A 25,804-nucleotide genomic window follows, 5' to 3' on the forward strand; every position below is an offset into this window, starting at 1 on the left:
ACTCTACATGAATATCCAGCTTAATTTCCTTGGTTCAGCACAGCATCTTCAACTTGAGCAACCAATGTCGATTTTTGAAACCTTGTCCCGTTTCAAAATTCAAGGCTATAAAAAAGCTTTTCTCGCCAAAATTGATGCTCATTTCGTTGATGTGCATCATGTCATCCAACATGACTGTCACATCGAACTTTTCAGTCTGAACGATGACAATAATTTAAATCTACTACGACACTCCTATGCTTATTTATTAGCACAGGCTGTCCATCAGTTATACTCTGCTGCTCAACCTGTAGAATATCAAATTACCAATCAAGGTATTTATTATGATTTCGCCGATACGCCGCATTTTAATCAGGATGATTTACAACACATTGAACTGAAAATGCATGAGTGGGTACAACAACATTTAGATATTCGCACTGAAAAGATTGCAGTCGATCAAGCAGCTAATTTTTTTAAACAGCAAGATTTGGATTTTAAGTATCAATACTTAAAAAATACGAGTAACTCAAGCGACTTATTTTTCCATCAAAATAATGATTTCTCAGACGTTTACTTATATCCACTTGTTCCAAATACTGAATTTTTAGAATATTTTAAAGTGACTCATGTTTCTGGTGCATATTGGCAAGGCGACGCTACACAACCGATGTTACAGCGGATTTATGTCACATGTTGGGCTGACCAAAAACAATTAAAAAAACATTTAAAGCAAGTTGAAGAAGCCGCAAAACGAGATCATCGTAAATTAGCACAACAACTTGATTTACTACATTTTGATGATAAAGCACCAGGTGCCGTGTTCTGGCACGCGAAAGGATGGAAATTATTTCAGTTATTATCAGATTATTTACGCCAGCAACAAGATGATGCGGGTTATATCGAAGTTAATACTCCCGATGTCATGGATCGTGAACTTTGGGAAATTTCGGGACACTGGCAAAACTATCAGCAGCATATGTTTACCACCGTCACTGAAGATCAGCGAAGTTATGCACTTAAGCCTATGAGTTGTCCTGGCGCAGTTTGTCTATATGCACATGAATTAAGAAGTTATCGTGACTTACCATTACGTATGGCGGAATTTGGTAAAGTTCATCGCTATGAGCCATCTGGATCTTTACATGGATTAATGCGTGTTCGTCATTTTACCCAAGATGACGCCCATATTTTTTGTACTAACAGCCAGCTTTTATCTGAATGTAAAAATACAATTGCCCTCATTTATAAAATTTATGAGCAATTTGGCTTTAATGAAGTTTCGCTTAAATTATCGACAAGGCCTGATCATCGTGTCGGCACGGAAGAAATTTGGGATTTCTTAGAAAATACACTAAAACAATCCCTCGAACAGCTTAATATTCCTTATACATTAAATATCGGTGAAGGTGCATTTTATGGCCCTAAACTTGAATTTACCTTAAAAGATGCCATTGGTCGTGAATGGCAATGCGGAACAATTCAGGTTGATTTAAATTTACCAGAACGTTTTGATATTCATTACATTGATGAAAATAATGAAAAACAACGGCCTGTGATGTTGCACCGTGCTTTATTTGGATCTCTTGAGCGCTTTATTGGTATTTTGATCGAGCATTATATGGGGCACTTCCCATTTTGGCTTGCACCTGTCCAAATCGCAATTTTACCGATTACAGATGCACAACATGATTACGCCAAACAAGTCCAAGAATCACTTAAACAGAATGGCTTTAGGGCAACATTAGATTTAAGTCAATCGAAATTGAACTATAAAATCCGTGAAAATACGCTACAAAAAATACCTTATCTGATCATTGTTGGGGAGCAAGAAATGCAACAATCATCTATTCGAATACGTGCGCAAAATGGGCGGGATTTTGGGGATATCCTGATTACAGATCTGCCTGATTTCTTTACGACTCAAGCACATTTTGTGAATTGATTGCTTATGTGGCATCAAACACATAATCAGGTTAAAAATTTACAGCAGGAAAAGAAGATTTTTAACCTGAGAATCTATTTTGCAATGGCTCTAGTGGGAATTTGTCTTGCTGTCTTGATCATTAGATATGGTTATTTGCAGCTCTATCAGCATCAACATTTTCAAACTATCTCAGAATCTAACAGAATTCGTTTACAGTCAATCCCACCTGCGAGAGGAAATATTTACGATCGTAATGGAATATTACTCGCCCATAATTATCCTATTTTTTCAATTACTGTAAATAAAGCTCAATATCCAAAAATTAACAATTTAATCAATAATTTACAACCAATATTAAATTTATCAGCAGAAGATATTGGACAAGTTCAAAAACGTTTTAAAGATGCACGAAAAACTGACCAAGTCACCATTAAATTCCATCTTACTGATGAAGATATTGCACGATTTAGTGAAGTTAAATATCAATTTCCTGATGTTGAAATTGCAACCCAAATGACACGAATTTATCCTTATGATGATTTGTTTGCTCATTTAATTGGCTATGTGGGACGAATTAATGATAAAGAGCTAAAAGTTATTGATAAAGATAAATATGCAGGTACAAACCTGATTGGTAAAATCGGTATAGAAAAATTTTATGAACAACTTTTACATGGGCAAAAAGGTCATGAATCTGTTGAAGTCAATGTACATGGGACAGTTTTAAAACATTTAGAACACCAACCTGCAATTCGTGGCAATGATCTCTATCTTTCACTTGACTTTCATTTACAAAAGTTTGCATCGGAACAACTTGCACAGAAACGTGGAGCGATTATCGCCTTAGATCCTCGTAATGGTGAAGTACTGGCAATGGTATCTAGCCCAAGTTTTAATCCGAATTTATTTGTGACGGGTATTAGCCATAAAGATTATAACAATCTCAATGAGAATCTTGATCAACCATTATATAACCGAGCATTACAGGGGACTTATCCACCAGCATCAACAATTAAACCTATGGCTGGATTGGGCGGTATTCATTATGGCTATATTGACTGGAATACCAAAATTTTTGATCCTGGCTATTTCCAAATCCCTAGTGATAGTCATAAATTTCGTGATTGGAAAAAATCTGGCCATGGCATTGTCGATTTACATAAAGCGATCACACAGTCTAGTGATACCTATTTTTATATATTGTCTTATCAAATGGGTATCGACAATATGTACAAATGGATGACCCAGTTTGGCTTTGGTGAAAAAACAGGAATTGACTTACCTTATGAAAGTTCGGGATTATATCCATCACCCGAATGGAAAATGCGAACCCGTGGGACAAAATGGTTAATGGGTGAAACAATTTCCGTAAGTATTGGTCAGGGGGCATTCACCGCTACACCATTACAATTAGCCCTTTCGACAGCAATCGTTGCCAATTCTGGTAAGCATATTACCCCTCATTTACTTAAAGAAAGTAAAGGTTCAACACCCTACCCAATCCACCATGATACAGATGGTAAAATTCTCTTTAATGGCACCCCTAACGATTGGGTAAAAATGCATCACGCCATGATTGATGTGATTCAGTCTGGTACAGGTCAAGGTATCAAGTCGGGACTACAATATCAAATTGCAGGAAAAACAGGTACAGCCCAAGTTAAAAGTATTGCACAGGGCAAACACTACAATGAAGCCTTACTCAGTGAACGGCATTACGATCATGCTCTATTTATTGGCTTTGCTCCTGCGGATAACCCTCAAATTGTTCTTGCCATTATTTTAGAGAATGGACGCAGTGGTAGTGCTGCTGCCAAAGTTGCTCGTCCAATTTTTGATTATTGGTTGAAAGAAAGTATGAACCGTACCGGGTTTGTCGGAGACTTTTTATTTAAGTTAGGCCACCTGACCTAACGGATTAATTTTATCATAGTACATTGCTTCAAAATCAAAAGGTGGCACATAACCTAGTGCACTATGTACACGCTCTTTATTGAACCAATCTACCCAATTTAATGTCGCAAGTTGTACATCCGCTAAACCTTGCCAATCTGCTTTTAAATATTCAATCACCTCTGTTTTGTATAAGCCATTCACTGTTTCAGCCAAAGCATTATCGTATGAATCACCGGTCGTACCGACTGATGCTCGTAAATTTGCTGCTTCTAAACGATTGGTATAGCGAATGGAAAGATATTGAACCCCTCTGTCACTATGGTGAATCACATTCTTTGGCATGTCTCGAGCATGTAACGCTTGCTCAAGTGCATCGAGCACCATATCTGTATTCATCCGTGTCGATACTTTCCATCCAACAATTGCTCGTGAGAAGACATCAATAATAAATGCAGTATAAACCCAGCCTGAATTTGTTTGAATATACGTGAAGTCAGCGACCTGAGAAGTATTGCTTCGCAAGGGTCAGGATGATCAGCACTAAAATTGCGTTTCACCAAGTCATCTGCTCGTTTTTGATCCTCTCGGCTACGGGTAGTTTGTTTATTCTTACCACGCCAAACACCTTGTATACCTAGTTTTTGCATCAATCGAGCAACTGTACAGCGAGCAATAACATAGCCTTCACGTTTCAATTTTTGCCAAACTTTACGCACACCATATCGACCTGAACTTTCCTTCCAAATTCGTTTAATTTGTTCAGCATGATGCAAGTCATGTAGATCTCGCTTTGCTCGATGTTCTGGGTTTTCAACGAAATCTAGTGTTCGATAATAGGTAGAAGCCGCGATCGGTAAAATCCTGCAAATCGCCTCAACACCATATAACGCCTTATTGTTATGGATGAAATCTACCATTATTTGTGTGGGCGGTCGAGCTCCGCCTGGGCGAAAAAAGCGGCTGCTTTACGTAGAATTTCGTTAGCACGTTGCAGTTCTTTATTTTCACGTTCGAGTTGTTTAATACGTTCTTGATCTGAAAGTTGCTGTACTTTAATTGGGTTTTGTTTATCTAAATATTTTTGATACCAAACACGTAGAGTTTCAGGAGTACAACCTATCTTGGGAGCAATAGCGGTGATCGCAGCCCAATTCGATGGATAATCTTTCTCGGATTCAATCAATAATTGAACCGCTCTTTCTCTGATTTCAGGGGTATATTTTACTTTTTTCATCGGGACATTCTCTCAGAAAGCTTGGTCTCCGACAAACCCGGTACGGTTCAAATTGAGGTTTTTTCTTATCATTTGTATCAATCAGAAAATCGGAAGTCATAACCTGTTCCGAGCCTTGTATGCTGGGATGTCTCAATCCATGCTCTAAACAGATTTCTTTTGTGTCATCTATATTCAAAGGAAATTGTTCCCGAATATCCTGAACAGAACTAGACCAATCTAAAATCAAAAAAACATACAGTTCCAAATTAGAAAGTAAATGATGAACTCTTTGCGTTTTATGAGAGTAAATACGATGAGAGACCCCACGAGAGGGTACATCCTGAATAGTCAGCCATGGTTGGTAATCTTTTCCCATACCTTGTCCACGACCACTTTTTATTCTTTTGCTAATTTGTTCTTATGTGAAGAATCTCGGTGCTCTACTCATAGAAAAACCCAGCCTACTTTTTAATCAGTATAGCTGGGTTTATTTAGTTTACAACTTTAATGTCTAGTTTAGAACTTTAATGTTTAGTTTAAAACTATATTGTCTAAACACACTTATATAATTTTAAAAAATTATAATTTGGTATGATTCACTATTTTAGGAATTTTTTCTTAATTTTTTTATAGAATAAGTTAAGGTAGATCTTTATGAGACTCAAGGCATAAAACATTCTGGACGAATCTAATGCCATTATTTCTTGCTGAGATGATAAAAATGATTAATTGAATAGTAATGAATGAAATTGAAAGTATCCATTGGAATAGTGTTGCTTTAAAAGTGATACAAAGAATAATAAAGCCAATAAGTATAAAAATAGTTAATATACTGCTATCTCTAAAAAATAGAAATTTTAAATGAGAGTCAACAATTTGTTCATCATTTTTATGCTTTTGATAAATTTTGTACCAGACACGATTTTGTTCAAACGGTAGTGTAGGAAGTACACCGAGTATTTTTTCTAAATTTTCCATATCAATACGTGGATCTTTTTTCGCATGTACAGTAAAAGCCCGATGCCCTGGGAGACTATATTTCAACTTCCCAAATATAATGTTATGTTTCATTTCTGCTGGTAAAATATTTAATAGCAATTTTACGATTAAAATACCCAAGATAAAGGATGATAATAATTTAAATAAAGAGTTATCCAACATACTTTTTGAAAGTAATAAACTCATAAATTTTTCTATATTCAATGCGGATAAAATAATATTTAAAATAAGAAAATCCATACATATGATTTTCCATATGTTACTTATGTTTTCTTTTTGAAGTTTTTCTGAGGTAGATAATTCATTTGCCATAACTTATTGCCCAATCTCATCTTTTATTAAATGAGAGATATCTTCATAGTTTGATAAGGATATAAATTGATCATTTAACTTATTTAATTTCTCGTTATCAGTTATGAAATCCTTTAAGAGATTGTAACGTTTCAAAGTATAAAATAATAATGCTTTTCTACATTTTATCTCTATTTTCCCATCGATCATTCCATAGTCAAATTCAATGGCTTTACGATGTGTTTCAGATAAGTCATATGAAGGCTTAAAAACCAGTGTGATGTATGTATGCCATGCTATATCTTGTTCGGAGGATACCACTGCTTCATCTAGAGTTTCTGCTGTAATAATTCTAGCTAAAACGAAATCACGAAAATCTTTACGTGTTCGACAAAATGCTCTTACATGCCAACGATGACCATCGAATACCATAGCATGTGGATTAAGTGTTCTTTCAGAAGCTACATCACTCGTCATTGAAAGATAGCTTACTCTGATAGCTTTTTTATTATTAATCGCATCAATAACCAAAGCTAAGGTATTTTCAGGCACTGTTCGCTCTAAAGATGGTAAGACATCACTTGGTGGTACCATGCCGATAAAGCTTTCATCACTTCTAATAATATTTTGATTTAAAGCCAGTAAATTACGTAAATAGTAGCGTGAACCTTTTTCGCTGAATAGAGGTTGGAATTCTTCAGACTTTAAATAAGCCTTTGTTTTTTTGTCATAAAATACATTATCTGGACGCCAATCTATATAACGAGCTAAGTCAAGAGAAGCTTGAGGAACAGATATTCCAAAAAAATCTACTAGATCACTACGATTGATTTTACCAGTCCATTGAAGCCTAAAATCTATAAACTCCAACCGTTTGTCTTGTGACCAATTTGACGTTTTTGATTCTTTATCGGTCATACATCACCTGAAATGTTTGCTAACAAATATAATTTTTAGATGGGTATAAAAAGTATTCCCATCTAAAAATTATATTGTATATTAAGGCATCAATCTTTTCTAGTCGCTTAAGGTAAACGTATGCCTGCTTCAATCGTTTTCTTTCCCGTCGATAATGGTGATATGACACTTATCACTTTAGCTGATGGTAGAACCATACTAGTTGATATCAATATCCGTCAGGATGCTGATAATCCTTTAACTTCTACTTATGATGTTGCCAGTGACTTACGGGGCAGACTTAAGCGGGATATGAATAATCGTCCTTTTGTTGATGTATTTTTATTAAGCCATCCTGATAAAGATCATTGTACGGGATTGCAAAAGCATTTTCATTTAGGAGCTTTAGCTAACTATTGTGATGATAATAAAATAGACAATGAAAAGAGAATTGTGATTCGTGAGCTCTGGTCTTCACCGATGGTGTTTAGACGCGCTTCAAAAAATCATACTTTATGTGAGGATGCTTGTGCTTTCAATACAGAAGCACGACGTCGAGTTAAAATTAATAAAGAGAATAATTTCTTTAGTATTCCTCAAGGAGATCAAATCCTTATTATGGGTGAAGATGAGAATGGTAAGACAGATGATCTAAATCCTATTCTCATTAAATCTGGCACAACCTTTAGAATCAATAATCAAGGGTATGATTCAAATCTTGAATGTTTCTTAATCGCGCCCATGACCAAGCAAAGTGAAGAACTGGAATGTATTCTTTCTAAAAATCATTCAAGCGTAATCATTAATTTTAGTATTGCTTCAAATGACTATTCTGATAAATGCCGTTTCTTATCTGGTGGTGATGCAGAGGTAGAAATTTGGGAGCTGATTTGGGATAAGTATCGTTCTACTCCAGAGGTTCTTGCGTACAATATTTTGCAAACACCCCATCACTGTTCATGGCGTACTCTTTCACATGATAGCTGGAGTGGAAAGGGAGAAAGTGCAAAAGAGTCTGCTGATGCGGTCAATGCACTATCTCAGGCAAGAAAAGGGGCTGCCATTGTTGCCAGTAGTAAGTTGATTCAGGATGAAGACAGTGATCCTCCATGTATCCGTGCTAAACGGACTTATACAAGAATTGTCCAGCAACTCTCTGTGAGTGGTAAGTTTTACTGTACGGGTGAATATCCTAAGAGTACCAATGTGAAGCCACTCGTTTTTGAGATTGATAACGTTGGGGTACGTGTAGCTAATAAAGCTGTCATTGGCGCAGCGTCAATTGCAGCTTCCCCTAACCTTAGAGCAGGATAATACTATATGTCAGTCGATCCGTTTTTCAAGATAGGTAAATCGTATTCTAGCTTAGATCCTAATCTTCTAAAGTATGAACAGACACGTCAATTATTTCAATCATGCCTTAGTCATCCTGATTTTGATATTGCTGATATTGTTGAATTGTCTTGGAAATCAGATCAACCAGCTGAGGCGATTATTGTCCACTGTGGTGATGGGACTGTCCCAACGGAAAACCAAGTCGGTATTTTAGTGACAGAAGTACTGGCTATAGTTTATAACCCTAATAAACGATTTGGCAGTCCCTATGAGGTTTTAGCACTTCGAAAAGATTTTCCAAAAACTCCTCATTTAAATGGAACATCTTCTGGAGAGCCAGCCTCGCTTTGCTTATATGCTGAAAGTTGGGAATCAGTTGAGAGGACTTGGACACCCCAAAAATTTCTTCAGAGAATCTTATGGTGGCTTCATGAAACATCAAATGATACTTTACATCTAAATGATATTATTCCTGAGCGATTATTTTATAATAATTTTTACCAAGTAATTTTACCATCTGATTTTTTTAATAGTTTGAATTCCGAAAATTTCAAACTTAGGTTAAATTATATTTATAATCAGGATAAGCTATATAAAATTTTTAGAGCTTCATATATAGACGTAGCTGAAAAAATTGACGAGGTTTATTTAGAAAGTATAGTAGTAAAACTGCCTGAACTTGGTTTAAATCCGATTGAAAGAGTTCCTGATACTTTAGATGGTTTAGTTGAATATTTTAGAGCAAAGAATATTGATCTAAAGAATATATTGATAGAAGAAATTAAAAAAAATGTAGATCATAATGGTATTCAGTTTTTATCACCAAATACGAATACATTCTTATTGCTTTTACTTATAGTTCCAATAGTTAATCAAAATAATGATGAAAGCACTAACTACGATTTTTATGGTTTTGCTCTTAGTAATACTACTATTTCTGATTTGGGTATTAGGTTAGGCGCTTTGAACAAAGGTTTTGATAAAAAAAACGAAAATATATGTTTTCCTGATCACCATTTATTTGATCTAAAAGTTGAACAGCCCAATGATAATTTAACAAATATTCAACTTGAATATGTTCAAATTACATTCGAAACCACACAAAAGTTCGCAAGAATGGCCTCAGGAATAGATCTTTCAAACGCAAATTTTAACGGTGTATTAGCTGGGGTGGGTGCACTTGGTAGTACATTAGCTGAAATTTGGTCAAAAGAAGCATGGGGGAAGTGGTCGTATGTGGATGATGACCTACTTAAACCTCATAATGTAATCCGGCATATCGGTAAAGACTGCCATATTGGAAAATCTAAAGTAGATGTTGTAAAAGAATTAGTGGATCTAAACTATCGTTCTGGAGAAAAAAGTGTTGCTATTCATGCAAAAATTAACGACTCAGAAAATTCTCAAGTTAAAGAAGCTATTAATAACGCTGAATTATTGGTTGATGTGACAACATCAATTGAAGCAGCAAGAGATCTACCAACATTAGCAAATTCGACACGTATAGTATCTACATTTATAACACCATCAGGTGATGATTCTGTTTTATTATTCGAAGATAAAGAACAGAAGATTAGAATTGATGCATTAGAAGCACAATATTATAGAGCTATATTAAATAATGATTGGGGAGTAAAACATCTTAAGAAACATCTTGGTACATTTAAAACAGGTGGAGGATGCCGTGATATTTCTATGATTATTTCTGATGAACTAATTAAATTACATGGCGCTATACTGGCACGACAAATTCGTTTGGGTAGCTACTGTAATGAAGCTCAGATTAAAATCTGGTCTTTAGATGATTCGACAGGGCAAATAAATTCTCAGATTATAGAAGTATTACCCTCAAAGAGAGAAATCTTACAGAATGGCTGGACAATAATTTATGATAATTTTACTCACCAAAAATTATCTGAAATAAGAGCAAAAGAACTTCCAAATGAAACAGGTGGTGTAATTTTAGGATACATCGATCAGAAACTAAAAAGTATCTATATTGTGGATGTTTGTGAAGCACCTCACGATAGCATTGCAACACCTACAACTTTCATAAGGGGTAGTGAAGGCCTGTCAGATTACATTGATCTATGTAGTGAGAAAACAGCCTATATTGTTCGCTATATCGGTGATTGGCATTCTCATCCTGACCATGTATCGACAAGACCTAGTGCGTTGGATGAAGTATTACTAACCGATTTACAAAATAAGATAGATGATCCAAATGATCCCGTTTTAATGGCTATCATAAATTCTAATAAAGTCAGTTTTTATCTTTAATATAGGGGATTATTATGGAAATCTTTGAATCTAGTAAGCTTGTTCTATTTATTATTTTTGCAATTCCAGGCTTTATTTCAATAAAAACTTATTCGTTACTGTGCCCAAATCATGAAAAAGATAGTACAAAGCTAATTATTGATGCCATTACATATAGTTGTTTGAACTATGCTTTATTAGGACCTTTTATTTATATGATGATTTTTAGTAAAAAATGGGATTTTATTTGTCCTTTTTTTACAATTATCTTTTATTCATTTGTCATGCTTGTTTTTCCAGCATTTTTAGCTTGGGGATGGTTAAAATTAAGAAATATGGAGTTTTTTAAAAAGAATGCTCCTCATCCTACACCAAGAGCATGGGACTATATTTTTTCTCAGAGAAAAGAATATTTTGTTTTAGTTACCTTATCTGATGGGAAAAAACTAGCAGGAGAATATTCAGAGAAATCATTTACATCGAGTTTTCCTGAAGATCCACAAATCTATTTAGAAAAAGCATGGGAGGTTAGTGCTGAGGGTGGTTTTGAAAGAATACGTGAGCAATCTGAAGGAATTCTAATATTATCCAAAGACATTCAAAGTATTGAATTTTTTCAACATCCCTAATATTTATCTATGGAGTTATCAATGTCAACTAAAGATTTAAAAACTAATATTCAGAGTATACCAAACGACTTACAAACGAGAGGCTACCAACCACAAAAGGTGACTTCAACAAATCCATCAAATACTCAGCCCCCTAAAAAACCTTAATTTTAAAGCGAGATTAATTATGAATGATAAAACTCAAAGAGTACCTGTTGGTGATGGTTATAGTCCAGCTGTGATAAAACCACACAACCCAATGCCTGGTGCAGGTTATCAACCAGAAAAATCGAGAAGAACAAACCCGAGTAATCCTCAAGCACCTACATCTCCACCTAAAAAACCCTAAGGAATCGAAATGTCTAATATTAAAAATCCTGAAAACATAAATGATAGTTACAGTCCGAAACCTTCTGGATCTATTTCTGATTCAGATAAATTTGGTTATCAACCGACCAGATCTTCTGGCGGGAACGCATCAAATTCATCTCAACAAACTACATCTCCACCAAGAAAGCCTTAAGATGGATATAGAGCTCACATTCTTTATGTGGGTTCCATTATTTATATACTTGTTTTTGATAGAAATACTTTGAACAGAATAAATCGTGAAGCGATAGTAAAAGGTTTGAAGAATATCTATTTTCCACATAACTCTTAAGTAAATTTAATGATTTTTTTCAACTAGATTTAAATCCTTTCTTTTAATTTTAACCCCTGATAAGACTTCTCTATAATTAAAATTATACAAAAAAATAGGTTCATAAAATATTTTATCAAGCAATTCCAATTGTTTGCTCGGTGAAAAATCTAAAAGATAAATAAAGTCGTCATTGATATCGTCAAAGCTTAAATTTTTAGATAAACTTTTACAGAAGTGAATAAAATCCTCTAATTTAATAGTATTATTTTTATCGTATTTTTCAAAATACTTATTTATTATCAAATCTGAAACATTGTCAGTTGTATTCAATATTTTTTTAACATTTAAATCAACTTTTCTTTGCCCAAAATTTTCATTGTAATAATTCAAAAGGTTATATAACTCTTTGTCATAATTATTGGAAATTTTTTCAACCAGCTCGAATCCAACAATATTCGAAAGACTTTCTCTAATTTTAAAACCAACTAAAGAAATGCTATTTATCAATCTAATTATTTTAAACACTAATAAGAAAAATTCATATCTAACTATTTTATAATTAGGGAATCTAATATCAGTTCTTATAAATAACTCTCTAAATTCTTTGATCACAAACGGATCTGGTTGCATTAAAAAATCAATAGACCTTTTTAATCCTTTATGTAAATTATTTAAACTATACTGCTCACTTCTGCTAGGTGATAAACCTTTTAAATTTAAAAAATCATTATAAATTACAAATATATCACTATGGCTTATTTTTTTATCATATTCAACAATATAATCACTAATATTTGAGTAAACATAAGTCTTGCAGAATTTGCAGATTTCAATTTTTTCGGCATCCCAATCTAACAATTTATTACAGTGGGGACACCTACTTATATATGGAATCGAATGAGTAGGGCATATAAAATTTTTTCTGTATCCATCAAGAGAGACATAATTTTGCTGCTTAATACAATATGGACAAATTAAGAGACAACTAACTATATAGAAATTATTTTGGTCAGTTAGACACAATTTATTTATCTCATCTTCTACTAAATCTGTAAATTTGTAAAAAACTGACTTATCAAAATTCCCTTTGACTATATTGATAATATTTATCTTCTTTTCAAAAATTATTTTTATTACAGAGTTTATTGAAGGGTAAGCATTAGCCATTTTTATTCGGTTTAAAAAACTCAGAATAAATTCATCTTCTTCTGGTATAGGGATGACAAGAAATTTTCTATTAAAATTTGGCTTATTCAATACTTCTACTCCACATAATGAAAGTATTTTTTATGTATATAATCAGAACTAAGTATTTCTTATTTTTGAGGAAATACTAGTGATATCTAGACGAAATGGATTTGATTTAGTTTTACTTATATAAGAAGTAATACCGTCATCCCATGCTTTAATAAACTCTTCAATCGTTATTGTATATTTATCTTCTTTCATAACTTGGAAAAGACAATTTTCTAAAAGAAGCATTAGGTAAGCATGGTGACCATTTGTTGCTATATAAATCTGTAAAGCTAATAGTTGACTTGTTAAAGAAGGTTCAAATTTAATATGCAAATATTTTTCGATATTTAATGAAATTTGATGAAGGAATGCATGTAATGTTCCTGGTTCATCTATTTTTGTAACCTTAAGCTGATTCAGCTTAAAGGTTTGTGAGAATCTTCGTGCAAGTTGACTGTCAATCTTCAATAATGACTCAAACTCAGGTAGACCTACTAGGCAAAAACAAATACCAGTTTCATTCACCAAGGTTTTTATCCAATTGCATACCACTGTATTCATTCGTTTGGTCGAAGTTTGAAGATCAAACAAATGATGAAATTCATCCATAAATATCAGCCTTGTTTCACATACTTTTAACAGTGCTACAAGTTTGTGATTCATCTGCGCTGTGCTCCCTGAAAAAGGAGCAGGATCATGCAAAGCATTTAACATACAACTTGCAACAGATTTCACAGTTGCTGGAGAGGGTACTTCTATATAAAACACAGGGACTATTGACTTCTTAAATCCCTCCTCAGTCCGATAAGTAGGGGGATGTTTTCTCACAATAGTTTGGCAGAGAGTTGTTTTTCCTAAGCCACCTTTTGCTAATAACAAGCAACCAAATGGCTGAGCGTATGTTTTATTTTTTTCTGCACAAAGTAAAATTCCTTTATAAGCAGTATTAAATTCAGATGAAACTATAACTAGTTGCATGATTTTATTTATTTTATCTAAAATAACTTGATCATTATTCATCATCAAACTCCCAAGTCAAAAAATCTGAATAGTTATCTTTCTCATCAGATAAACTATCTGAAACTGAGTCTTTGGCTGGTGATGACATAAGCGGCAAAGTACTGAAACAATCATTTTTTTGTTCATCTAGATTAAATTCTATAGGATCCTCCAAAAGAACTTTTAAATGATTTGGCAGCTCAATCTTAAGTTGTTTTGATTTTTTACTTAACTTAACATCTGATTGAATACGCTGATGTAAAGCCCATCTTGCGAAATCAGTTACATGTTCACCTAATTTTTCTTTATCTGCTTTTGATATTTTCTTTATTTCTTCTTGAATCAACTCATGTTCATACAATGTCAATCGTCTTGTATAGATTGGATCAGTTGAATCAGCTCGAATATAATTACTACTATCAAATGGATCTTGAAAATAAACATATTCTAGATTTGATTCATCCACCATAAGGGTAACTTCAAGTATCCCCTGAGCTGACAATGTTGTGAGTACGTGAGATTTATAAGTTAGATACAAAAATTTAACCTGACCATGATTTATATTTCTTTTAACAGTTTTTCGTGTAACGACATCAATCTGAAATTTTGAGAGCAGAATAGGAGGGGTTATTTTAACAGCATCTTCCCATGCCAGTATGGGAGCTCGACTTATAGTTGAATGTATAGTCTTATGATAAATTTCATCAATCCATTCAGTTAGATAGGATCTTAATTCAGCTAAAGTAATGCTAGCATTTTTTTTTGGATCATAATCAGCCTTTTCTCGAGGATTTGAAAATGTGGTCCCCCTTATCTTTTGAATCAGATTATGAGTTATTGTCCCAAAAAAACGTTCAATTTTAGCTTTATCGTCTGGTGTTCTATTTTGAGCTGGCTGAATCGTAATGCCTAGTTCACAGCATATTTTGCTCATTGTATTGTTTTTAAATTCCACACCATTATCAGGGATAATTAAAGCAGGAATTCCACCTGGAAGACCATTATGTGGTCTATTCAACATATCTTTAAAAGTTGCAAGAGTACTCGAAGCATTAACAGGTAACATACTTAAATACCATCCAACAATACAACGAGTAAAGATATCAATAGCACAAGTTAGAAAAGGACGCCCCATAACATCTTTTGATTCTTCATCGATAATAAATATGTCTAAATAATGAGTATCAATTTCGACTATTGCCATTACAAAAGGGCTTTCTTTTTTTATTCCAGCAGCTTTAAATGTTGTATTTGCGATTCTCGCGCCTTTTTTTGCTCGTATTACGATGTACGGATCCAGCTGCTTAATTCTTCGTTGAATAGTACGTAATGATGGACATTGATTAACGTTTATATCTTGCTCAAGCATTTTTGCTTTTATAAATGCTATAACATCAATGCTGCTTCGATGTTCTTTCGGTTCTAGATAGCACTCTCTAATTGCAAGAGTTATAATTTGTTCAATCTCAATATTGAAGCGAAGGAATTTATTTCCCGGCTTGATTTTATTTAAAACATAGAGATCCTTGTCATTATCTAAATACAGTTTTATCCACCTCATGACTGAACGGGGTGAGGGAGGAGAATGGTCCTTTATTCGTCTTGAAACATCGATAATTGTCTTATAAACATTAGAATGTGAATAGGGATGACTAACTGAATTTAACACGGTTTTAATGTATTCTTGTTTTCTCAATAGATCTCTAGTTTTTTCCTTACTTAATACTGAGTCAGATAAATCTCCATTTAATTTGATCTCACCTGAATGATATTTTTCAGTAAATTTTTCGATACTAATTGAGTAGATTTTTCCCCCAGTGATTGCTGAGTAACGTACCATCCCTTGACTTGTCCAACTAACTTCAAAGGAGGTACCAGTTAGTAAAAATCTTAACCCTATCTTTGGAATTAACAAATGTGAGTTCATAGTAGCCCCCGAGATCTAACTGCTTCTACTAGAGCTGGGATGTAAACTGGCATAGGAATATATTTATAAAATATTAAGTAATATGCCATATCAACAGGCAAACTATTGTTTTCAAGTATTTTTTGTATTTCTGTGAATAGTAATTGACCATGAGTAGGAATGACTTTTATTGCTTTATCTATCAGCTGATCTGTCCACGATTGTATTCCTAAGCGTTGATAAAAATATAATAATGCAGTTTGGTTAAATCCCAACACAACATCATTTTTATCGACTACCTTATATTGTATGTTATGGTAATTTATTATTTTTTTAATTCGATGGTGTTTCTTAGCTTTTTTTTCTGTCAAATTATGTTTATCTGGTTTTACTTCATGGACTTCAACACGGCCATCAGAGTATTTAACTAAAAAGTCAGGATAATTTGATTCATATTGGCTTAATTGGATTTTTAATGCTTGTGTCCGATAGGAAACAACAGAAAGATCTCTCTCTAATTCAATTGCATATGCTAATTCCAAATTACTTTCAATAGGTATCATTCCAGCATTTTTCTTACTAGGAAATAACGAGGTACGCTTACCAACGCTACCTTGATGAATTTTCCTGATGCCGTGCAAGACACCTGCAATATCAGAGCCCCGCTTAAAAGCAAGTTCGATCTGCTCATGAAGATTTGAGTTTGGATCATCTTTATATTTTTTCATGTTGAGTACCTTCCTTAACTCGTTTGAAAAAACAGCAGGGCTGCTATTCAGAAACGAGCCTATTTATTCACTTTGTAAAAAACAAAATGTAGGGCTTGACGAATTGCCCAATACAGAAGATACTTTGAGTAAGAGGTTTCAATATTTCTGTATTGGAATCAAACGACTTATGTTTGCAGACATAAGTCGTTTTCTTTTATATAAACCTATAAGAATAAATTTCTATTGCTTTATACCTAGCTTCACTGCGATCAGATGGCTTTTTCCTCTTTGTGGAATGCGTGTGTGATTCAATATTTGATAGACCAATTGAGCAGGGAAATTATTCTCCCTTGACCATTCCGCAATTGATATACCAGAACTATTAAATTCTTCTTTTACTTGCTGGATACTTTTAATCATCTCGAAAGCTCCTAAATTTTTTATAAAAATATAGTAATTTTATAAAAACTACAAATTTCCATATTTCTTGTTTAAGACCAAAATTTTCCATAAAAATCAAAAAATAGAGTAATAATTACACATAAGATTTTGTTTTTATTAACTAAATATGAATTATTAAAAGTCAAAGGCCTTTAATATCTTGTCTAAAATATCTTAAGAGTTTAAGAGCTAAGTTTAATTTTTTTTAAATAGTTATTATTAACTTATAACTAAGGTTTTAAGCAGAATTAATTTTCTAATATTTTTATATACTTAATAAAGATAGAGGGATTTAAATATATTTTTATTAAACCCCAACGATACTTTTAACGCTTCATGAATATATTTTAAAAAGCCTAGGAAAAGGGACAAAAGTATTTTAAGACATTGAAATATTTTATTACATTTTCCTAAAATATTTTTTATAAATATGAAATATTCAGGAGTTTTTTTAATAAAACAGTAGCCAAGTAGTATTTTATTAGAGCTAAAAGAATTGCTAGGAGCCTTCTTAGGTGAGACGTTATGGAATATAGGAGAAAAGTTGAGTCTAAGAGTCAGACCAATAAATTTATGTATGTTACGTGTAATATACATTTGAATGACATAACATCTGTCGCAAATGACAACTTATCTGTCGCGTGACGGTAAGAAGGATATGAATTTATGATTAGGTGTATCGGATTTAACATAATATACATTATGCGCAATGGTATTGTAACTCCAAAATAGAAATGTCCGGTTTCTCCAAAGTAAAAATGTCCGCTTTTAGAATATGCACTTTTGCAATTTCGTTAGCGGACGGTTTGATATGTTGGTGTCTATGTCGGATAAAGAACTTAAACGATTGTCGGTCTTGCAGGAAATCTGCGATCAACGCATAACTCAATCCCAGGCTGCTCAGCTACTTCATATTTCAGAACGTCAGATCAGACGCTTACTGCAGAAATACAAAGCTCAAGGTCCCGCTGCATTAGCCCATGCCGGTCGTGGCCAAATCAGCAATTCCAAACTTCCTGAAGAACTCAGACTCAAGTGCCTCAATATTGTTTCTGACCAACTCCATGGTTTCGGACCCACTTTAGCGCATGAAAAGCTCACCACCGTACATGGATTCGATCTTTCAGTAGAAACCCTGCGTTCCTGGATGATTGCAGCTGACTTATGGATTCCTCGATCCAAGCGCCTGAAACGCCCGTATCAGCCTCGTTACAACCGGGATTGCTTTGGTGAACTGATCCAAATTGATGGCTCATATCATGACTGGTTTGAAGGACGCGCTGCTAAATGCTGTCTGCTGGTGTTTATCGATGATGCTACAGGAAAATTGCAGTATTTACGCTTCTGTGAATCAGAATCAGCCTTTGATTATATGATTTCAACACGCTTGTATGTTGAGCAGCATGGTAAGCCGTTGGCATTTTACAGCGACAAACATTCAGTCTTCAGGGTGAATCAAAGCAGCAAGAAAGACACCAAGATTACCCAGTTTGGACGCGTACTCAGTACCCTGAATATCGATATCATCTTCGCCAATTCACCACAGGCCAAAGGCCGTGTGGAACGTGCCAACAGAACCCTTCAGGACCGTCTGATCAAGGAGATGCGTCTGGAAGGTATCAGCTCGATTGAGCAAGCTAATGCCTGGCTACCCTGCTTCATTGAGCAGTTCAATCAGAAGTTCGCCAAGATGGCTTTTAATCCTAAGGATCTACATCGGCCTATCACTGAAACAGCCGAAGAATTAGATGATATTTTTACTTGGCGTGAACCCCGCAGAGTCACGAATAGCCTGACGATTACTTATGATAAATGCGTATATCTCCTGGAAAACACCGAAGAAAATCAAAGGTTGATCGGTAAGTATCTTGAGTTCCTGGAATACCCGGATGGTACTGTAGCCCTCATGCATGATGGCCGAAAGATCAATTACAGCCTCTTCGATAAATTAAGTCAGCTGAATCAGCGAGAGATTGTTGAGAATAAACGGTTGGGTGCTGTTCTGAATCATATCCAACAACAGCATGAAGAACTGGAACAACAAAACAAACGCAATCGTTCTCAAAAGATGCCAAGCAGACGTGCACAGAAAATAGCAATCAAAGAACGAAATCTAAATCCTGTGCTTGACTTGGAATTGTCCATATAGGACATTTCTATTTGGTTATTAGGTAGGACATTTCTACTTAGGAATAACAGGTATTGTTAGAAACCATTTAAAGTGTCTGTATTCTCACCAATAAAAATGTCTGGTCTATGATGCGCATCAACATCATGGACTGGATATAAACTTGAGATGCTGATCACTATGTCTGACAAGGAAATACAACGTCTTGCAGTCCTGCAAGATGTTCGAGATCAACGTATTACACAAGTCCGTGCTGCAGAAATTCTGAATCTTTCAACACGCCAAATTACTCGATTATTGCACAAGCTCAATCAAGACGGTGTTTCAGGTCTGGCACATGCCAGTCGTGGTCAACTGGGTCATCGTCGTCATGATGACTTGTTAAAATCAAAGTGCCTTTCCATTATTTCTGAACATCTGCTGGGCTTTGGTCCCACCTTGGCGCATGAGAAACTCAACAGCATGTTTGACCTGAATATCCCTGTAGAAACGCTTCGGCGCTGGATGACTGCAAATGGTCTCTGGATTCCGCGATCCAAGCGCCAGAAACGTCCATATCAACCTCGATATAACCGCGATTGCTTTGGTGAGCTAATCCAGATTGATGGCTCATATCACGATTGGTTTGAAGGACGTGACGCTAAATGCTGCTTGTTGGTTTATATTGATGATGCCACTGGAAAGCTGTTGCATCTGCGCTTTTGTGAGGCCGAAACGACCTTTGATTATATGCTTTCAACCCGAGCCTACATTGAGCAATACGGCAAGCCTTTGGCCTTTTATAGCGATAAACACTCAGTATTTCGAGTCAATCAGAAATCCAAGCAAGACAGCCAGATCACGCAATTTGGCAGGATTCTCAACGAATTAAACATCGATATTATCTTTGCCAACTCACCACAGGCCAAAGGACGTGTGGAACGCGCCAACAGAACTCTGCAGGATCGCCTGATCAAGGAAATGCGTTTGGAAGGCATCTGCTCAATTACCGAGGCCAATGCTTGGCTGCCCTGCTTCATTGAGCAGTTCAATCAGAAGTTTGCCAAATGTGCGAGAAACTCGAAGAACTTGCATCGACCTTTAACGGAATCTGATGCTGAGCTAGAGGATATTTTTACCTGGCAGGAACCGCGTAAGGTCACGAAGAATCTGACTATCACGTATGACAAGTGTATTTATATGCTTGAGCCAACACCACTGAACCACAAACTTGTTGGGCAATACATAACATTTTTAGAGTATCCAGATGGTACTGTGGCCATCATGCACGAAGGACGGAAGATCAACTACAGTATTTTCAATAAACTGGCTAGACTGCAGCAGAATGAAGTAGTTGAGAATAAAAGATTAGGTGCGGTTCTGGCCCATATCCAGCAACAACATGAAGAGTTGGAAAAACAAAATAAAAGTTCCCGTGCCAAGAAAAGTATGCCGAGTCGTAAAGCTCAGAAAGTTGTTATTGAACAAAGAAATTTAAATCCTGTTCTTGACTCTTGCAGTTAAAAACAGGACATTTTAAATGGTTTATCGCATAGACATTTTAATTGGTGAATAACAAATAAATATTAAGTAATTGATATGTATTAAGTTATTTTAAGTATTCGGTATCTCAATTTACCTTATCATTCACAAAAAGATAAAAAGCTACTCAATCTTTCAATCAAGTAGCTTCAAAAATACGCCGTACAATCTGTTAAAGTTTTTTCCAAGTCATCGTGCTAATCGCATTCGCGCTCTTGGCTTTGCCATATACTTTCATTTGATTATTCGCCGCATTTAATTGAGCATCAATTTTATAGACATAACCATCTTTCGGATTAATCCATTGTCCTTGCGAAAATTGTTTTGGATTTGAATTTGCTACCAAGCCTTCTAATGCCTGCATGCCTTTTATGGGCTGATTCTTTAAGTTGCCTTGGCATTTGCTACATACCTCTAATTGAGTTGTGCCTACCGACAATAAATTTCGAGTAATTACAGCACTATATTCCGAAGTTTTAGAGTTCTTACGAATCACAATTTCCGCAACATAATGCCCTGTATGATCATCAATGACTTTCCATGTACCAATCAATGGATCAAATGGCATGGCTTGAACAGGAAAAATAAATCCAAAATATAGTGCAATTGCACCTAAAAAGTTACGCATCATAAAAATATCAACTTAAAACCAATTTACAGCACGGTTGTGCTAAAAATGGGCGTGATTATAGCAATCAATGTTGAGTTTAAATAAATTTTTCATAAAAATTAAATATTTATATGCTATTGGTTCGATGAAATATCATTAAAAATGTGAACCAATACGCTTTTTATGGGTAGATGAATTTTGATGCGTTGCAGCTTTATGCATAAAAGTGAATCTTCGACATGGTTTTGTATGCAAATTAACCATCTATATTTCTTCTTTCAACATTTGCTGTGTTATGGCGTAAACTAGCTCTACAAGTTGGAGTGTTATTCGTTATGAAAATTCAGGTGAATACCCTTGGTTTTATCCCAAGCACTTGTTTTTAATTCTTTTAATTTTGTATGTCGTTAAATTTAAGTTTAGTCATCAAGGTAATATCGTATGCTCAAGTGGTTCGAGAAACTTATAGATCCTTATCCAAATAAAGGTTTGACCGAACCCTTGCCAACCACGTTTTTTGCCTTTGTTTGGCAAGCAGCTTCAGGTGTACGTCCATATTTATTGTTATTGGTTTTATGTACTGCAGGCGCTGCCAGCTTTGAAGCTTTGCTATATGCAAAAATTGGCGATTTAGTCACATGGCTTAGTCAAAGTCAGCCAGGTACTTTCCTTGCGCAACATCAGCAGAACCTTACTTTGCTGTTTTGTATTTTATTGGCCAATATCTTTTTTGCCAGTGCGCAGTCAATTGTGAAGCATCAAATGTTATACAGTGGTTTTCCAATGCGTTTGCGTTGGCGTTTCCACAATTTAATGTTGCAACAAAGTCTGGATTTTTTCCATAATGATTTTGCAGGAAGACTCTCTGCCAAAGTCATGCAAACCGCCTTAGCAGTACGTGAGTTTTGGGTCATTTTGGGCGATATGCTTGCCTATGTATTCATTTACTTTATTACGATTAGTCTGGTATTGGGCGCAATTTCTCCAATGCTCATTTTGCCGTTATTGCTATGGTTGGCTTTATTTATTCTTGCAGCAGCTTATTTTATTCCGCGTTTGAGCAAAGTATCTAATGAACAAGCCGATGCACGTGCAGTGATGACAGGACGTGTGACCGATGCTTATACCAATATCCAAACCGTAAAATTGTTTGCGCATGCAGGTCGTGAAAGCCAATACGCCAAAGCATCTATGCAAGAATTTATGGTGACGGTTTATAAACAAATGCGTTTGGGCGCTCAATATGAAATCAGCATCAATTTACTGAGCGTGGTGTTGTATGTAGGCGTTTTAGGTACTGCAATTTGGCTGTGGTTAAATGGTCGTGCAGAATTGGGGATTATTGCAGCCACCACAGCCATGATTCTTAAACTCAACAGTATTGCCGAGTTTATGATGTGGCAGACCTCTGCCCTGTTTGAAAATGTCGGCACCATTCAAGACGGTATGAAAACTCTTGGACGTCCAATTGCGATACAAGATAAAGCCGATGCGAAGCCATTACAAGTTACTCAAGGCGAAATTCAGTTTAAAGATGTAAGTTTTGCTTATAACAGTAAAAACGTGATTGACCAGTTTAATCTGCATATTGGTGCAGGCGAAAAAATTGGTATTGTGGGACGCTCAGGTGCAGGTAAATCGACCTTAATTCAAATGCTCTTGCATTTTTATGAACTCAAACACGGCTCAATTATGATTGATGGGCAAAATATTGAGGATGTGACCCAAGACAGTTTGCGTAAAAATATTGCACTTGTGACTCAAGATACTTCATTATTACATCGTACTGTGGCTGAAAATATTAAATATGGGCGACCTGACGCCACTGATGCAGAAATGTTTGAAGCAGTACGCAAAGCTAAAGCCGAGGAATTTATTCCACAATTGACCGATTTACGTGGCAAAAAAGGCTATGAAGCCTACGTGGGAGAACGAGGTGTTAAACTTTCAGGCGGACAACGTCAACGTATTGCCATTGCCCGTGTTTTCTTAAAAGATGCACCTATTTTAATTTTAGATGAAGCCACCAGTGCGCTCGACTCTGAGGTTGAAGCGGCAATTCAATCGAGCCTCGATGAACTCATGCAAGGTAAAACTGTAATCGCGATTGCACACAGACTATCTACCATTGCACAAATGGATCGTTTAATTGTGCTCGATCAAGGACGTATTGCAGAACAAGGTACGCATGATGAACTGGTGGCTATGAACGGAATTTATGCACAACTTTGGCAGCGTCAAACAGGTGGTTTTTTAATTGAACAAGATAAAATCGTAAAACCATCGACTGATAAAAATTAGCATCTCCAGCAACTTTGCTGTAACTCAGGCTTTGATGAAATGCAGATTTATCGCATATAGTCAAAGCCTGTTTTGTCTAACAATTTCCATAGAATTTCTTTAATTTTCATGCCAAGATGCAATATGTCATCTACGTTCTTATGTCGCCGTTTGGCAAACTAAGATATGCATAGATGACAGTCGCTAAGGCAAATTAAAATAAAATTAGCAAATGCAATGGAACATGCATGAAAACAATATCAGCACGTCAGGAACAAGGTGTTCCAGGGGTTTATGGCTTATTGGTTTTGGATGTTGTATCCCGTTGGGGTTATAACGCAGATACCTTATTTGCACCATTTCAACTCAATAGCGAAATGTTGGCAGACCCAGAATGTCGTATTCCTACACCTATTGCCAATGAGTTGGTTAAACATGCTTTAAAACTTACAGGCGAATCGACGCTCGGTTATCATCTTGGTACGCAAATGCGCATTTCCATTCATGGCTTTATTGGCTATGCGATTATGACTGCGCATGAAATTAGTGATGCGTTGATTTTAGCCAATCGTTTTATTCAACTGCGTATGCCCTTTTTACAATTGTTTTTCTCAACTTTTGGTGAAAAAGCCAGTCTGCAATTGCAGTGTGATATTCACATGGAACCTTTACGCACAGAAATCGCTATCGCTTTAATTATTGGCATGATCACCATGAGTAAAGCCATGACAGGTACAGAACACTTTACGGGCGAAGTCGATTTTGACTTCCCAAAACCTGCGGGTTTTGATCAATATTTTGCGAAATTTCCTTATCATCAATTCCGTTTTGATCAGCCGTATTTAGGTTTAAGTTTTGACAAGCAATATCTAGGCTTAAAAATGATTAATGCCGATCCTATTGCCAGTCAAATTGCGATTAATCAATGTGAAGCCGAACTTTCTGCTTTAGGTGAACGTCGCCGCATTTCTATGCGAGTACGTGATATTTTAACCCACGCAGAACAGCATTATTTAAGCATTGAAAATGTTGCCGACTATCTACACATGTCCGACCGCACACTCAAACGTCAACTGGCTGCAGAAGGTACTTCATTTTCAAACTTGGTCGATGAAGTACGTTATCGGCATGCAACTTCCCTGCTTTCCCGTACAGACTACACGCTAGAACAAATTGCCGATGAATTGGGTTATAGCGATGTGGCTAATTTTAGTCGTGCTTTTAAACGCTGGAGTGGACGCAGTCCGAGCAATTGGCGTAAAGATCCGTATTTATAAACTTTTGTTTTTGGCAAAAAGCATGTATAAAACATGGCAAAAAGATTCGATACAATTTAAGGAGTTATCAAATGAATCACCCTGCTGAATTAAAATATGCAAGAACACATGAATGGGTGCGTATTGAAGGTGATTTGATCGTCACAGGTATTTCAGACCATGCACAAGATGCTTTAGGCGATTTGGTCTATGTAGAAGCACCTGAAGTTGGTCAAAAAGTAATTGCGGGTGAACAAGCAGGTGTGGTTGAGTCTGTTAAAACAGCTTCAGATATTCACGCCCCTGTTTCAGGCGAAGTAGTTGAAGTGAATAGCAATTTAGAAGATGACCCTGATTTTGTGAATGATGAACCGTATGGCAAAGGCTGGATTTATAAAATCAAACCAGACAATATGGCAGATGTAGAACAGCTTTTATCAAGTGCAGACTATGAATCTGGCTTATAAGCCTTAAATTTGCAGCGTTTAATCGCTCAAATTCAAAGAAATCAGCTTCGGCTGATTTTTTTTGTATTGCAACTTTAGAAAATAAACCTAATTATCTTTATTTGATAAAATAATTAAAATAATTGCATTAAAATCTAATTTTAAGTTTAATTTTATTGAATAGCTGTACTTTTCACATAAATGGGTTTATTATTTTTTGC

19 protein-coding genes, 3 pseudogenes and 1 other annotated feature are annotated in these 25,804 nt (G+C 35.4%); of the genes and pseudogenes, 12 read left to right on the forward strand and 10 right to left on the reverse strand.

Features of this window, described 5'->3' with window-relative positions:
• The first annotated feature begins 7 nt into the window (after positions 1 to 7).
• Together thrS and mrdA are read left to right on the forward strand one after the other, a co-directional pair.
• Positions 8 to 1,924 carry a threonine--tRNA ligase gene (thrS, locus tag E0H79_RS08485; RefSeq protein ID WP_131261368.1) on the forward strand — a complete coding sequence of 639 codons (1,917 nt, stop codon included), beginning with the start codon at positions 8 to 10 and terminating at the stop codon, positions 1,922 to 1,924.
• A 6-nt stretch (positions 1,925 to 1,930) separates the two neighbouring features.
• Positions 1,931 to 3,820 (forward strand): penicillin-binding protein 2, encoded by a 1,890-nt coding sequence (gene mrdA / locus E0H79_RS08490; protein WP_131261369.1) that lies wholly within the window; start codon positions 1,931 to 1,933, stop codon positions 3,818 to 3,820.
• Here mrdA and E0H79_RS08495 read toward each other — a convergent pair.
• From E0H79_RS08495 to E0H79_RS08510, 4 genes and pseudogenes are all read right to left on the reverse strand, one after another.
• Positions 3,803 to 5,036 (reverse strand): annotated as a pseudogene (locus E0H79_RS08495) (IS3 family transposase). The gene mrdA and the pseudogene E0H79_RS08495 sit on opposite strands and share 18 nt — an antisense overlap.
• Positions 4,645 to 4,761: a sequence feature (AL1L pseudoknot), on the reverse strand. It overlaps the preceding pseudogene by 117 nt.
• A gap of 49 nt (positions 5,037 to 5,085) precedes the next feature.
• Positions 5,086 to 5,430, reverse strand: a pseudogene (locus E0H79_RS08500) (heteromeric transposase endonuclease subunit TnsA); the annotation flags it as partial.
• A 227-nt stretch (positions 5,431 to 5,657) separates the two neighbouring features.
• Positions 5,658 to 6,329: a hypothetical protein gene (locus tag E0H79_RS08505; RefSeq protein ID WP_131261370.1), complete on the reverse strand. Its 672-nt coding sequence runs from the start codon at positions 6,327 to 6,329 to the stop codon at positions 5,658 to 5,660.
• Positions 6,330 to 6,332: 3 nt separating this feature from the next.
• The gene (locus tag E0H79_RS08510; RefSeq protein ID WP_131261371.1) at positions 6,333 to 7,226 is read right to left on the reverse strand and encodes a helix-turn-helix transcriptional regulator; all 894 of its coding nucleotides are present in this window, start codon (positions 7,224 to 7,226) and stop codon (positions 6,333 to 6,335) included.
• Between the two features lie 120 nt (positions 7,227 to 7,346).
• Between E0H79_RS08510 and E0H79_RS08515 the strand changes: the two genes are divergently transcribed.
• From E0H79_RS08515 to E0H79_RS15275, 5 genes are all read left to right on the forward strand, one after another.
• A complete protein-coding gene (locus E0H79_RS08515; protein WP_131261372.1) occupies positions 7,347 to 8,519 on the forward strand; it encodes a metallohydrolase in 1,173 nt (390 codons plus the stop codon).
• 6 nt (positions 8,520 to 8,525) lie between these two features.
• Positions 8,526 to 10,820 carry a Mov34/MPN/PAD-1 family protein gene (locus E0H79_RS08520; RefSeq protein ID WP_131261373.1) on the forward strand — a complete coding sequence of 765 codons (2,295 nt, stop codon included), beginning with the start codon at positions 8,526 to 8,528 and terminating at the stop codon, positions 10,818 to 10,820.
• A 14-nt stretch (positions 10,821 to 10,834) separates the two neighbouring features.
• Positions 10,835 to 11,428 (forward strand): DUF6338 family protein, encoded by a 594-nt coding sequence (locus tag E0H79_RS08525; protein WP_004910988.1) that lies wholly within the window; start codon positions 10,835 to 10,837, stop codon positions 11,426 to 11,428.
• A 166-nt stretch (positions 11,429 to 11,594) separates the two neighbouring features.
• Positions 11,595 to 11,756 carry a hypothetical protein gene (locus tag E0H79_RS15270; RefSeq protein WP_165492525.1) on the forward strand — a complete coding sequence of 54 codons (162 nt, stop codon included), beginning with the start codon at positions 11,595 to 11,597 and terminating at the stop codon, positions 11,754 to 11,756.
• Between the two features lie 9 nt (positions 11,757 to 11,765).
• Positions 11,766 to 11,930: a hypothetical protein gene (locus E0H79_RS15275; RefSeq protein WP_165492526.1), complete on the forward strand. Its 165-nt coding sequence runs from the start codon at positions 11,766 to 11,768 to the stop codon at positions 11,928 to 11,930.
• Positions 11,931 to 12,074: 144 nt separating this feature from the next.
• Here the strand turns inward: E0H79_RS15275 and E0H79_RS08530 are convergent, their stop codons facing one another.
• The 5 genes and pseudogenes from E0H79_RS08530 to E0H79_RS08550 form a co-directional block, all read right to left on the reverse strand.
• Entirely contained in the window at positions 12,075 to 13,307 is a 1,233-nt protein-coding gene (locus E0H79_RS08530) for a hypothetical protein (protein ID WP_131261374.1), read from the reverse strand.
• A gap of 48 nt (positions 13,308 to 13,355) precedes the next feature.
• Complete coding sequence (locus E0H79_RS08535) at positions 13,356 to 14,306, reverse strand: TniB family NTP-binding protein (protein ID WP_131261375.1); 951 nt, start codon at positions 14,304 to 14,306, stop codon at positions 13,356 to 13,358.
• A 1,312-nt stretch (positions 14,307 to 15,618) separates the two neighbouring features.
• Positions 15,619 to 16,212: pseudogene (locus E0H79_RS15515) on the reverse strand (transposase); the annotation flags it as partial.
• Entirely contained in the window at positions 16,209 to 16,919 is a 711-nt protein-coding gene (locus E0H79_RS15580) for a TnsA endonuclease N-terminal domain-containing protein (protein WP_004639141.1), read from the reverse strand. The pseudogene E0H79_RS15515 and the gene E0H79_RS15580, both read right to left, overlap by 4 nt.
• 222 nt (positions 16,920 to 17,141) lie before the next feature.
• A complete protein-coding gene (locus E0H79_RS08550) occupies positions 17,142 to 17,321 on the reverse strand; it encodes a DNA-binding protein (RefSeq protein WP_004915830.1) in 180 nt (59 codons plus the stop codon).
• Positions 17,322 to 18,165: 844 nt separating this feature from the next.
• On the opposite strand from E0H79_RS08550, the gene E0H79_RS08560 reads away from it, so the two are divergent.
• Complete coding sequence (locus E0H79_RS08560; protein WP_131261378.1) at positions 18,166 to 19,491, forward strand: ISNCY family transposase; 1,326 nt, start codon at positions 18,166 to 18,168, stop codon at positions 19,489 to 19,491.
• Positions 19,492 to 19,638: 147 nt separating this feature from the next.
• On the forward strand, positions 19,639 to 20,973 hold the full coding sequence (locus E0H79_RS08570) for an ISNCY family transposase (protein ID WP_131261379.1): 1,335 nt from the start codon (positions 19,639 to 19,641) through the stop codon (positions 20,971 to 20,973).
• 190 nt (positions 20,974 to 21,163) lie between these two features.
• On the opposite strand, the gene E0H79_RS08575 is transcribed toward E0H79_RS08570, so the two are convergent.
• Positions 21,164 to 21,622: a DUF2147 domain-containing protein gene (locus E0H79_RS08575; RefSeq protein ID WP_096902547.1), complete on the reverse strand. Its 459-nt coding sequence runs from the start codon at positions 21,620 to 21,622 to the stop codon at positions 21,164 to 21,166.
• 420 nt (positions 21,623 to 22,042) lie between these two features.
• Between E0H79_RS08575 and E0H79_RS08580 the strand changes: the two genes are divergently transcribed.
• From E0H79_RS08580 to gcvH, 3 genes are all read left to right on the forward strand, one after another.
• The gene (locus tag E0H79_RS08580) at positions 22,043 to 23,902 is read left to right on the forward strand and encodes an ABC transporter ATP-binding protein (RefSeq protein WP_131261380.1); all 1,860 of its coding nucleotides are present in this window, start codon (positions 22,043 to 22,045) and stop codon (positions 23,900 to 23,902) included.
• A gap of 227 nt (positions 23,903 to 24,129) precedes the next feature.
• Positions 24,130 to 25,158 (forward strand): helix-turn-helix domain-containing protein, encoded by a 1,029-nt coding sequence (locus tag E0H79_RS08585; protein ID WP_096902549.1) that lies wholly within the window; start codon positions 24,130 to 24,132, stop codon positions 25,156 to 25,158.
• Between the two features lie 71 nt (positions 25,159 to 25,229).
• Positions 25,230 to 25,604 (forward strand): glycine cleavage system protein GcvH, encoded by a 375-nt coding sequence (gene gcvH / locus E0H79_RS08590; protein ID WP_104851960.1) that lies wholly within the window; start codon positions 25,230 to 25,232, stop codon positions 25,602 to 25,604.
• The last annotated feature ends 200 nt before the right edge of the window (positions 25,605 to 25,804 follow it).

The sequence above is a fragment of the Acinetobacter sp. ANC 5045 genome (assembly GCF_004331005.1).
Lineage (GTDB): Bacteria > Pseudomonadota > Gammaproteobacteria > Pseudomonadales > Moraxellaceae > Acinetobacter > Acinetobacter towneri.

What these genes read in the sequence shown, in the direction of transcription:
- E0H79_RS08520 (WP_131261373.1), top strand. Translation starts at nt 8,526, where the DNA reads ATGTCAGTCGATCCGTTTTTCAAGATAGGTAAATCGTATTCTAGCTTA.
- E0H79_RS08525 (WP_004910988.1), top strand. Translation starts at nt 10,835, where the DNA reads ATGGAAATCTTTGAATCTAGTAAGCTTGTTCTATTTATTATTTTTGCA.
- E0H79_RS15275 (WP_165492526.1), top strand. Translation starts at nt 11,766, where the DNA reads ATGTCTAATATTAAAAATCCTGAAAACATAAATGATAGTTACAGTCCG.
- E0H79_RS08515 (WP_131261372.1), top strand. Translation starts at nt 7,347, where the DNA reads ATGCCTGCTTCAATCGTTTTCTTTCCCGTCGATAATGGTGATATGACA.
- E0H79_RS15580 (WP_004639141.1), bottom strand. Translation starts at nt 16,919, where the DNA reads ATGAAAAAATATAAAGATGATCCAAACTCAAATCTTCATGAGCAGATC.
- E0H79_RS08510 (WP_131261371.1), bottom strand. Translation starts at nt 7,226, where the DNA reads ATGACCGATAAAGAATCAAAAACGTCAAATTGGTCACAAGACAAACGG.
- gcvH (WP_104851960.1), top strand. Translation starts at nt 25,230, where the DNA reads ATGAATCACCCTGCTGAATTAAAATATGCAAGAACACATGAATGGGTG.
- E0H79_RS08570 (WP_131261379.1), top strand. Translation starts at nt 19,639, where the DNA reads ATGCTGATCACTATGTCTGACAAGGAAATACAACGTCTTGCAGTCCTG.
- E0H79_RS08505 (WP_131261370.1), bottom strand. Translation starts at nt 6,329, where the DNA reads ATGGCAAATGAATTATCTACCTCAGAAAAACTTCAAAAAGAAAACATA.
- E0H79_RS15270 (WP_165492525.1), top strand. Translation starts at nt 11,595, where the DNA reads ATGAATGATAAAACTCAAAGAGTACCTGTTGGTGATGGTTATAGTCCA.
- E0H79_RS08585 (WP_096902549.1), top strand. Translation starts at nt 24,130, where the DNA reads ATGAAAACAATATCAGCACGTCAGGAACAAGGTGTTCCAGGGGTTTAT.
- E0H79_RS08535 (WP_131261375.1), bottom strand. Translation starts at nt 14,306, where the DNA reads ATGAATAATGATCAAGTTATTTTAGATAAAATAAATAAAATCATGCAA.
- mrdA (WP_131261369.1), top strand. Translation starts at nt 1,931, where the DNA reads ATGTGGCATCAAACACATAATCAGGTTAAAAATTTACAGCAGGAAAAG.
- E0H79_RS08575 (WP_096902547.1), bottom strand. Translation starts at nt 21,622, where the DNA reads ATGATGCGTAACTTTTTAGGTGCAATTGCACTATATTTTGGATTTATT.
- E0H79_RS08550 (WP_004915830.1), bottom strand. Translation starts at nt 17,321, where the DNA reads ATGATTAAAAGTATCCAGCAAGTAAAAGAAGAATTTAATAGTTCTGGT.
- E0H79_RS08580 (WP_131261380.1), top strand. Translation starts at nt 22,043, where the DNA reads ATGCTCAAGTGGTTCGAGAAACTTATAGATCCTTATCCAAATAAAGGT.
- E0H79_RS08560 (WP_131261378.1), top strand. Translation starts at nt 18,166, where the DNA reads ATGTCGGATAAAGAACTTAAACGATTGTCGGTCTTGCAGGAAATCTGC.
- thrS (WP_131261368.1), top strand. Translation starts at nt 8, where the DNA reads ATGAATATCCAGCTTAATTTCCTTGGTTCAGCACAGCATCTTCAACTT.